General features: G+C 42.1%; 10 protein-coding genes and 1 pseudogene. 10 read left to right on the forward strand and 1 reads right to left on the reverse strand.

The window, feature by feature from the left end; genetic code table 11:
* From BUB56_RS18465 to BUB56_RS18510, 10 genes are all read left to right on the forward strand, one after another.
* The coding region (locus BUB56_RS18465) for a transposase (RefSeq protein ID WP_190014205.1) at window positions 1-146 on the forward strand (146 nt) is incomplete at its 5' end.
* A 184-nt stretch (window positions 147-330) separates the two neighbouring features.
* Window positions 331-768: a GNAT family N-acetyltransferase gene (locus BUB56_RS18470; protein WP_190014746.1), complete on the forward strand. Its 438-nt coding sequence runs from the start codon at window positions 331-333 to the stop codon at window positions 766-768.
* Between the two features lie 139 nt (window positions 769-907).
* A complete protein-coding gene (locus BUB56_RS18475; protein WP_190014747.1) occupies window positions 908-1,111 on the forward strand; it encodes a helix-turn-helix domain-containing protein in 204 nt (67 codons plus the stop codon).
* Between the two features lie 503 nt (window positions 1,112-1,614).
* Window positions 1,615-1,773: a hypothetical protein gene (locus BUB56_RS19605; RefSeq protein ID WP_190014748.1), complete on the forward strand. Its 159-nt coding sequence runs from the start codon at window positions 1,615-1,617 to the stop codon at window positions 1,771-1,773.
* Window positions 1,774-1,791: 18 nt separating this feature from the next.
* The gene (locus BUB56_RS18485; RefSeq protein ID WP_110942727.1) at window positions 1,792-2,313 is read left to right on the forward strand and encodes a hypothetical protein; all 522 of its coding nucleotides are present in this window, start codon (window positions 1,792-1,794) and stop codon (window positions 2,311-2,313) included.
* Between the two features lie 22 nt (window positions 2,314-2,335).
* Window positions 2,336-2,890 (forward strand): hypothetical protein, encoded by a 555-nt coding sequence (locus BUB56_RS18490; RefSeq protein WP_207650467.1) that lies wholly within the window; start codon window positions 2,336-2,338, stop codon window positions 2,888-2,890.
* A 12-nt stretch (window positions 2,891-2,902) separates the two neighbouring features.
* Window positions 2,903-3,460: a hypothetical protein gene (locus BUB56_RS18495; RefSeq protein ID WP_110942728.1), complete on the forward strand. Its 558-nt coding sequence runs from the start codon at window positions 2,903-2,905 to the stop codon at window positions 3,458-3,460.
* Window positions 3,457-7,221, forward strand: a complete 3,765-nt coding sequence (locus tag BUB56_RS18500; RefSeq protein WP_110942729.1) for a hypothetical protein — start codon at window positions 3,457-3,459, stop codon at window positions 7,219-7,221. Before BUB56_RS18495 ends, BUB56_RS18500 begins: the two co-directional genes overlap by 4 nt.
* 15 nt (window positions 7,222-7,236) lie before the next feature.
* Complete coding sequence (locus tag BUB56_RS18505) at window positions 7,237-8,064, forward strand: hypothetical protein (RefSeq protein ID WP_110942730.1); 828 nt, start codon at window positions 7,237-7,239, stop codon at window positions 8,062-8,064.
* 1 nt (window position 8,065) lies between these two features.
* The gene (locus BUB56_RS18510; protein WP_110942731.1) at window positions 8,066-9,097 is read left to right on the forward strand and encodes a hypothetical protein; all 1,032 of its coding nucleotides are present in this window, start codon (window positions 8,066-8,068) and stop codon (window positions 9,095-9,097) included.
* A gap of 415 nt (window positions 9,098-9,512) precedes the next feature.
* On the opposite strand, the pseudogene BUB56_RS18515 reads toward BUB56_RS18510, so the two are convergent.
* Window positions 9,513-9,801: pseudogene (locus BUB56_RS18515) on the reverse strand (IS1634 family transposase); the annotation flags it as partial.

Genomic DNA, 9,801 nt, shown 5'->3' on the forward strand with positions numbered 1-9,801 from the left:
CCATCCGCTTAAAGTTGATCAAGATTGCATCAAAGATAATCCGATCAGCAAGATATATTACATTCAAACTTTGTAGCAGCTGCCCATATAAAGAGGAATTCTACGAAACCTTTGAAAACATAAGGCGACTCCCAAAGTTTGAATAGCAAAAACAGTGAACCTTGGCAATTTCAAAACGGCAAAAACAACCCAAAAACAACTATTACGGGATAAGTCTACCCTTTTTTAGGAACTTTTTCCTTTATATAGATTTTTAAAACTGATAAAACTCAATTTTGAGGGTCTAAATTCATTTTTTAGATCTTCATGAATAATTCAGGTTTATTTACCATGGTAAAAAAATTATTTAACCATGGTAAAAATCCACGATACCATCATGATATTATAAATATGAAGGAAGTTTATATAGATGAAAAGAGAAATACCATTATAGGAGCTTTTGATAAAAATAACAACTTAATTGGAACCATTGCGGTAAAACAATTTATTGATCGATTTGATGCCATAAAAGGACGATATAAGGAAAGCACAACGGCAGAGCTAGGGAGATGCTATATCAATGAAGATTTAAGAAGGCAAGGCATAGGATCTCAGCTATTTGATAATATCATCCAATTTTGCAAAGAGGGTGGCTATGACAAGATATACCTACATACCCATCGACATCTCCCCGGAGGATTTGATTTTTGGCAAAAGAAAGGTTTTTTAATTATCGCGGAAGAAAATAGTGGAGAAGAAGAAACTGTACACATGGAAATATCGATTTAAAAGAATAGATCCAAGGATTTATTCTTTTGATAATCGCTGAGAAATAAAAGATAGAAGGGATCAGTATATTGTCAAACCCCTTGCTTTTTTGTGCCTGTTCATCCTGGTGATTACGATTAATTCGGGGCTGATGTATCAGGTGGCAAATCTGCTTATCCAAGGAAAGATCTACAGAACATTTGCCGATGAGCTGTATATCAGCGATAATACAGTGAAGTTTCACGTTAGAAATATTTATTCTAAACTCAACATTCAAAGCCGGACAGAACTCATTGATTTGATGATTGATAGGCAGGGATATCCGGCAAAGGTTGCCATAAATAGAGAAAATAGAGCGCTATAAGCCCCCTACCCGAAAAAGGTAGGGGGTATTTATATGCAAACTGCCCATTTCGGGTGGTGACATTACCGGGAAATTATTTATGATTATACTAAGTGTTCTTTTATGAAGAGGGGATGAAAGTTGAATGCCATTCAGAAAAAAGTTCGCTTGCTTGCACTTGTTGCGGGGCTTGGTACGACCGTGTCCCGTTGCTTATTCATTATTAGTGTAAGTGAACTTTACTTCAAGGCGAATACATGACTTCTTTTTCTTTTATATTTTCCCATACCCATAACATTATTCTCAACCATTGTTTTAATCAGAGAATATAAAAAGCTAAAAATAGCCGAGGTTATCATGGAAAACCAAATTCTCCATATTCGGTCTGCACATTCTTTAATTGGGGACAATGGGTAAACAACCTCGTCATTTCCGGAGAAAATAGATATTTTTATCTCCATATCGGTATTCTTCTGGACTCAAAAATCATTCAGTTCAATCAGGGAGGCAGTCAGCTGGAAGCTGTGAAGATTGGGCGAGATTTTATCTCTCTTTCCCATGGAAAAGAGATACGAATGAAGAAAACATGTTTGCTCCGTATGTATAGGGATGATCAGGAGATAGCAGATGCAGCAGAAAAGTTCCGCAATGAAACCGGGGTAGTTCCTGTGATAATTGATTGATTATAAGGAGGTTATGAAATGATAGGCAGTAAACAGAGTATTAGCAACAGAAAAGCGATGACTTTATTGATGGCGTTAATGATGTTATTTGGAGTAGGTATGCTAATGGGCTGCAGCAAAAGTTCAGGAGGCGGTTTAGCAGAAACAGCAGTCAAAGAAGTTTTCTATGAAATCAAGAATGTAAGTGGAGTCAAATGGGTTCTGACGTCCTCTGCAAATCTAAAGGAAAATATGAATGATGATGGAACATATCTTGGCGTTTCTGATTTTACCATTGAGCCAGGCAAAAGCAATCGGTCCAGGATACCTGCAGACAAGGTTGCAAAATATATGGAGATAGGCCAGCTCAAGGAGCTTTCTGGTGATACCTTTGAAATTACAGTCCGTTTTGTTGCTGGAGAATATCCAACAGATCCAAAGATGATTTCAGATAATATGATTCCGCCCCCTTTTTATATACAGGATCTGGTGATTTCAGGAAAATACAACACGTCGGTTGTAGTGGAATGGACTGGTTCTCAGTTTAGGCTGGCCAAATAACATAAAAAAGGAGGAAGGAACTTTGGAGCAGGAAAGGGTTTCATTTTTCAGAACCGTCATAGGAATGATGATTAGCCCGGCAGGGGTGCTAAAGTCAGCACTGTCTAGCAATAGATGGTATTTGTCAGTTGTTATTTCATTGTTTGCATTCGGGTTATTTTTTCTGCAAACAGGTTTGGATCTGTATAAAACTGGACAAAAAGAATTCCCCTATGTTTTTGCTGCATTAGGTGTAGGGGCAGCCTATGGTCTTTTTGTAATTCCACTGGTGGCGGTGTTTGTCTGGATACTACTAAAAGCTGCACGCATTGAGGAAAGCATGTTTCAGGTGGTTTCAGCTTTTTGTTTAAGCTACAGTGGTACACTCATTTACGGGATTATAGGCACCGTGGTTTCATTGACTTTGGGTTGGAAGACTGCAGTTGCTTTTGGCGTTACAGGGGTTGTTTGGGCAGTTGGTCCAATGATGTATACCATCAGAGAGCTGACCAACGGCAAGACATACTTAAGCATCTTTATTTCTGCAGTGGTGGGCCTTGCAGTCATGATTTCTTGGGGTTATTTAGGAAATTTGTAGGAGGTGTGGTCTGTGGGTGATATCTATGACGAGAAGAAAGGCATGAGAAACTGGATAAGGAGGTTTTCATTCATGCTGCTGGGTGCAAGTGCATTTGCCAATCCAGTTGATAAGCATAATCCATACAACCTTGTAATAGGTATGATAATAGGTCTTTTTTTTGGTTGGCTGTTTAAGAGATTTATGTATGGCTTTCTTGGTATGGTCAACAGAGCAAAAGATAAATATCAAGCCAAGCGCTTGGTTCGGTATGCAACGGATGTGGCGATGCTGTTTCTTGTACCCTTTGCATTGATGCTGACAACTGCTGTGTTTTATATGAACTGGACTGGTATATCAGGACTTATCTCGGCGGGTCTGATGGCTGTTGGCACTGCAGCCTCCATTGAACTGGGAAAATTAAAGGGCAAGCAGGAAATACGCAACACATTGACCACTTCTATGGTTGCATTTTTGTTCTCTATGATCTGGATTGTTGGCTTTCAGTATGTTTCAAGGGTACCTGCATGGGTTGAGGGAGCTGTGATTTTTATTGGATCTTTAATGTCGGGGGGAGGGCTTCCGCTATGAAAAAAACTCTGGCCCGTGCAATACTTCTTTCAATGCTATTTATGCATATATTCAGCTTTGCATTCGGAGTTGCTGCTAATAGCAGCCCTATGGCACAACCTGAAAAACCCTATGAGAAGGTTGTGGCAAAGAAGGGAAGTTGGTATACTGACAGGTTGTACTATGATGGAAAGTCAAACCTGGTGATCGGTTATACTGGAACTTATGAAAAGACAGTGCCTGCAAGTGAAATGCAAATGAACCTTTCAGAAAAGACTGTTCTTACAGGCATTTATATCCCTTATGGAGGGCAGGATCCAGGCGTAGTGGAGTTAATCATTGTTGACAGCAAAGGCAATGTTTTTCAGGGCTTCAATGCGGTGCCTTCTTATATGGGGGGATTAAAAGAGGAAACGTCTTCTGAAGTCTTGCTTAGATTTGAGAGAAACCTGCTGTATGCTTTTCTGCCTGAAATAGACATTACCCTGCCAAAGGGGGACTACACCCTCTATCTTGAGGGACTCTTGCCCCCTGTAGATGCATATTTGGTCAAGGGGTATAATGCAAATGCTTATGAAAAGTATTTGGATGGGCTAAACCAACTTATTGCATTAGAGGAGTCTCTAAGTCCACAGACAGAGAAAGCAGTTCATATTTCAGAAGGGGATGAGTCTCTTTGGGAGCTCTGGCAACAGTTTGTGTCTGAGGAAGGTGAAAATCCCTTTGATGGGGGATGGGCCTTAAAACCACCTCAGCGTTATGCACCCATGTTTGAACTTGAGTATGAAATGTCGTTGGACACTATTCTTTTAAGTATGTGGAATGATGGAAAGGGTGCTCAGCCAGGCACCATCACGGTGCTAGATGTGAGCGGAACTGCCATTGCCGAATTTAAAGCGCAAGGGGCCAGCATTGGAACCGTAGCTAACGGAATTTGGACAGCGGAGCCTAAGATGATGCTGCCGGCAGGGGTCTATTATATTCATATGTCGTCACCGGAAGCCCTTGCTTATGATGAAACTGGTGAACCAGTATTTTACGTTGGTCTCTCAGCGCCTGTTGATCCTGTGACCAATTTTACTGGCACATATAAAGTTTGGCTGGATATGTACAAAACCAGTACCCTCATGGGTCCAGTAGAAGGCAAAGAACGCAGCTTTTTTCTGGAAGACTATGAGCTGACAGTTTTGGATAAGGGTGCTTTCATTGAACTGATAGGTATTTATGAAGGGATGACCTTTTCACAAAATTGCCAAGTGATAGAGCGGAGCGAGCAGCAGGTGACAGCAGGATTTGACTTTCGGGCTGATCTGACTGGACTGCCATACAAAGCAAAAATTGCAGCTGAAGCTCTTGTGACTCTCACAAAACAGCCTGCAGGTCGTATTGACATTAATATGACAGGCACAGGCTATTATTCAAGAGCGGCCACAAAAGATAAGGGTGCTGATGAAAATACCTACGATTTGTCACTGCACGGCAACCGTGTTAAGACAGATCTGCCGCCATTTGTTATGGCAGCAATAGGGAAAGCAGGGGGCGTTGGAAATATTCCTGGACCAGACAGTCCTTATGAAGCGGCTGCCGGAATCTTATTTCCACCCCTTGTGGGTGTGGTGGTTAGTGTTTTAACCAATATGTTAAGACCAAAGGAACTGCCTATAAAGTCAAAAGGAAAGCAAAAAGAACGCTCTCCCTGGGCAATTCTGGCCGAGGCATTGGCCAATTCTGATGAGCCTGATGATGACCCATATTCTATAGGGGATAATGAAGCATCATCGGGCTATAGCAGTAGTGAAACAGACTACATTACGACCGATGGTGACTCAGGATATGATGCTGATAAGCTATCAGATTCCTATGAGCAAGATCTACCTTATGATAAGCCCAAAGCACCTGATGAATCAGCAACCCAGTCTTCCACAGGTCAAAGAACAGAAACACCAGCGGCCTGTGTGCCTGAGGAACCTGAGAGTATGGTGGTTACGACTTCAACAGGTGGTGCCCAGACATTGATTGTCAAGGATCCTGCCACAGGCGGCTGGGTTAATGCAGAAACGGGAAATCCCTTTGACCTGGAAAAGCATGCCAGGGACTTCCCACAGCAAGTCAAGGATTATGAAGCCTATAAAGCCAGGAATCTTCAACTGGAGGCAACAGGCAAAACTGCTATGCAGCAGGAACTGGACCGGATTGCCAAAGCGGCTGAAGCGGACATTGCTGCCATCCAAAAGGAGATTGATGCACGGCGCAGAGAACAACTGGAACGGGAGCAGCGCTGGAAGGAAGCCGATATGGAAATGGCTCACAAACTTTCCGGATACGGCAGAATTATTGGGGATACTGTGAGAAACATTGGAGACGAGTTTGTTGAGACTGGAAAAGACATCTATACTGCTGGGGTATATGTGGGTGGCAAGATTGCAGAAGGCGGCACAAACGTCGTGAAGCTGATAGCAGATCCGAAGCGACTGGTCAATGAGCTTGGCGAGCTTCAGAAAATAAAGGATAAAATGATAAATCAGGCGATCAATGAGCTTACCCAGCTTGGCAAGGACATCTACAACAGTCCAGAGATTATAAGCAACACCTTGAAAGGGTCACTTCTGACAAGTGCTCAGATTGCTGCAGGGATTGTCAGTAACGTCAAAACCACTGTCACTGACCCCCAAAAAGCCTGGCAATGGGTTAAGGATAATGTGGGCATCCAGAATTTTGAAAACTCCATGGATCCCAACAGGAAGCTGATTGATAGAATAACTCAGGTAGGCATAGGCACCTTTAAACTGGGAACGTCTTTAGCATCTGCGGGCAAAGCAGCAACTGCCATTGGAAGCAAGCTTGGCGTTGCAGGGACGGGGGCAGCATCTGGTACTGCTGCAAAATCCACATTGACGACGGGTAAAAGCCTTGTTCCCAATCCTAAGGGCATTGCGCCAAAGCTTCCTATTTCAACGGGCAATAATTTTGTTGCAAGTGCTGATCCTCCCAATATGAAAGGCATAACTAATACTTCAAAAAAAATTATTCAAAATAAGGCGGATGATTTTGGCCTTCAGGTTCACACAAGACCTGTTACAGAAAATGCTGCAAAATATATTGACGAGGGCACGGCGATACCCAAGGCTGTTGATATGAAGGCCAAAACACTAAACAAATTTGATGAGTTACTAGGGGGTCCCAAAAACAGCGAAGGCTTGGTGGGATATTATAGACCTAAATGGCCGTCTGAAAGTCAGCTTAAGGGTATGTCTGCCAATGAAATTAGTGAACTTAAAAAGCAATTTGCAAAACGAACCCAAGAGTATACGAAGCTTTCCAATCAAATGATTGATTATGAAATGCAGGGCAAGTATGTTGTTAAGAATGGTCTTGTGGTGGATGTTAAAACAGGCAAATATATTACTGGTGACGTGGATATTTATGATATCACCAACTTTGATGGAACTCCTGTCAATGAAAAGGTTAAAAAGATGTTCCTAGAATCTGTAATGAAGGAAAAGGGTTCAAATGTACTTCATGAGGACCTGATTTCCTGGGCCAGTGATGATAAGGCATTTAATCTTGAGGCTAAAATTAAAATGATCAAAGAGGCAGCTCAAGGGGAAAAAGGAATTGTAACCTTTAATCCCTTAAACAATCCAACCAAGAGCTATAGTTCTATTGATACAAAAGATATCGATGCAGTGCTTAACCATTTGAGTGACAGAAGCTCTAAACTGACGGCTGATCAGCAAAAGCTGCTCATCAGCCTTGTGGTCCGTTCGAGCAAACCGGTGTAGGAGGAGATGAACCTAATGAAACAAGCAGAACGAAAAAAACTCATGGAGAGGATTTTTAAACTTTCGGCACAATATGACCAGTTCATCATGGAGGAGCCTGACAGTCAAGAAATGCTTGAGCAATTATCTGCTGAAATGGCTGTCCTGGCACAGGATTATTTGGCCCTCGTTCCTACTCGTAAGCTTTCGCGCTGTCCTTTTACGGGTGAGGTCTTTAACATACCAATTGACGATCAAGGATTGGATGGTCTGTGGTGGAACAATGAACACCCCATAAGACCATGGTCAGACCTATTAAGTACTTTTTTTGCACTGGATGGTGCTTTAAAACCCCAGGGCCCAGTGGAGGTCTTTCCCTTTATCTGTGCACCTGGGCCTGATGTACCCTATGTAATACCCCGTATACTTGAATATGTCCAAGTAAAGGCAGTGATATCCAGTTTCAAGGTAGGAAACCATACTGCCTATGCTGTTACGTATTTTTCTGATCCTCCCCTTGACAGTGTAATGCGTGTCAACGAATGGGGTGCAAATTTTTATTGGGAATCGGGCACGCCTTTTCCTGAAATGCTTTCGCCAGGCCAACGCATACAGTTGACGCCAGATCCCCAGGAGTGGGATTTTGACCTTGCACCTTGGATCAAGGCAGGTAAAGTGCTGTGGATTGCTCCGGAGGATGAGGCATTGGTACTGCGGAGTACCATATATGATTGCCCGTATCTCAACCTTCCAGGAAGTCGAAAGCCAAAATATCTTCAAAATGGAAAAATGTGGGAAAATGGAGAGGGGATTTTTCAAGACCCTCTCCAGGCAACAGAAAATTCAGAAAGGGGAGAAGATTAAAATGGATAGCTTTAAGTTACCAATAACCTTTGAAATTAAAAAGACGGATATTCTCCGCCTGCTGATTGGAGAGCTGAAGCATACAATCCAAGAGGGCTCATTCTTCAAGGGTTTAAATACTCCTATAGAAGCAGGGACTTTAAGTCAATATGAAGGAATGATAGAGAGTCCTAAATTTAAAAGGGCTGCAGCTTTGATTGCTGCGCCAGAAGCCTATGCTGTTTTAAGAAGTGGTGGCGGCAGCATGCCCCTTGAAGAGTTGTGGGTTCATCTCGGCAGTACAGAGAACAGGTTTGCTACAGCGGCTGCAGTAGTGACTGAGAGCCAGGAGAACTTTATTATACAATATTATGAGCGTTATCAGGATTTCATTTTGTCCTGGTGTGAAGCCTTCGCCACAGCCCCTGAAGAAACTGCACCAAATTATATTCCACCAAAGGTAGAGCTAGAAGCCTTTCTCTTTATTCTGCACAGTATTGACGCTTTCAGGCGTGCTACTTTTAAAAATATGCTTGATTATGCCATGACAGAAGTACCCTCCATAACTTTTTCTGAATTTGCCTCAACCATGGGCGATTCTATTAAAAGTGGTGACATACGCTGGCTTCTGCCAGCCTTTATGGTGGTTACACCAGGAATGCATGAAGTCAATATTGACCTAAAGCCAACCTATGCCTCAGTACTCACAGACAAAAGCTTCCTTTTTCATGCTCAGACTGACAAACCGGAAAACGATGTACTTGTATTTGGCGAGGCAGGAAAAGTGATGGGTGTTGAGTTTTACAGAACATGGCTGCAGTGCTTTGGCTTTGATCTAAAAGTGCGTTTAGGTGGAAAGAACAACAGTTTTAAAACGGTTGAGCGGATTTTTGCAGCACCTACAGCACTTGCCAACCATCTTGTCAGACTTGAAATGACTGAAAAGGGGCATGTTTTGGTTAACCACCAGGCTTATATGAAGGATGAGCTTATCAGCAAACTGAATCAGATTTTTGAGTTTGCATTAAAGGACATTTCTGCAACGAGAAATTAAGTAGAACTTAAGGCATCACCGATCAAATCAACAATGGCAGAAAAGAAATCAAATTTTGAATCAATTGTGGCAAGTCTTTTGAAGGGGCCGATGGATTTCTATCCACAGCCCCTATAAGTACATACAGAGGATAATTATGATATCTTAAATAATTGAGAGTGAATTAGTTAATTGATGTGAAGAAAAAATTCAGAATAAAAGTTTGACGAAAAAGGATCTCCCCAATAGCCCTTTTTCTTTCCCGTAGGGAAAGTGGGGACGGCCTAGCTGTTTTATTCTGTGAAGACAAGACTGTCTATTTTACACTGTCCACACTCTATTTTAGACTGTCATATCTACAGCATACCTGACATTCTATCTCATATTCCGCTGAATACATCATAACTTTTTCATAATTTAATTCAGAACTTTTAAATTATGATGCACCTCTGATGTAGATGTTCTCAGGAATCCCTAAATAGCGCAAAATTGTTTTGACGTTAGGAGCCAGCTCCTTGCTAAAACCCCGATGGATCTGACCGTCGATAGTTATTGAGACGGTTGCTACTGAGTAGAAGATTCTATAAATCGCCAACAATGAGGGTTTGGTCATTTTTACCTTTCCAGGTCCGATGATAAAGGCCTTCTCCTGGGCTAGCTCACGACGAACAACGTACTCAGCAATACTGAGCAGGAGCATCAACAGGATCATCAAATAGCCAATA

The organism is Geosporobacter subterraneus DSM 17957, from assembly GCF_900142145.1.
In the GTDB taxonomy this organism is placed as follows: domain Bacteria; phylum Bacillota; class Clostridia; order Peptostreptococcales; family Thermotaleaceae; genus Geosporobacter; species Geosporobacter subterraneus.

Excerpts from the sequence above, each read along its gene's own strand:
- BUB56_RS18470 (WP_190014746.1), top strand. The coding sequence starts at position 331 with ATGGTAAAAAAATTATTTAACCATGGTAAAAATCCACGATACCATCAT.
- BUB56_RS18485 (WP_110942727.1), top strand. The coding sequence starts at position 1,792 with ATGATAGGCAGTAAACAGAGTATTAGCAACAGAAAAGCGATGACTTTA.
- BUB56_RS18500 (WP_110942729.1), top strand. The coding sequence starts at position 3,457 with ATGAAAAAAACTCTGGCCCGTGCAATACTTCTTTCAATGCTATTTATG.
- BUB56_RS18505 (WP_110942730.1), top strand. The coding sequence starts at position 7,237 with ATGAAACAAGCAGAACGAAAAAAACTCATGGAGAGGATTTTTAAACTT.
- BUB56_RS18510 (WP_110942731.1), top strand. The coding sequence starts at position 8,066 with ATGGATAGCTTTAAGTTACCAATAACCTTTGAAATTAAAAAGACGGAT.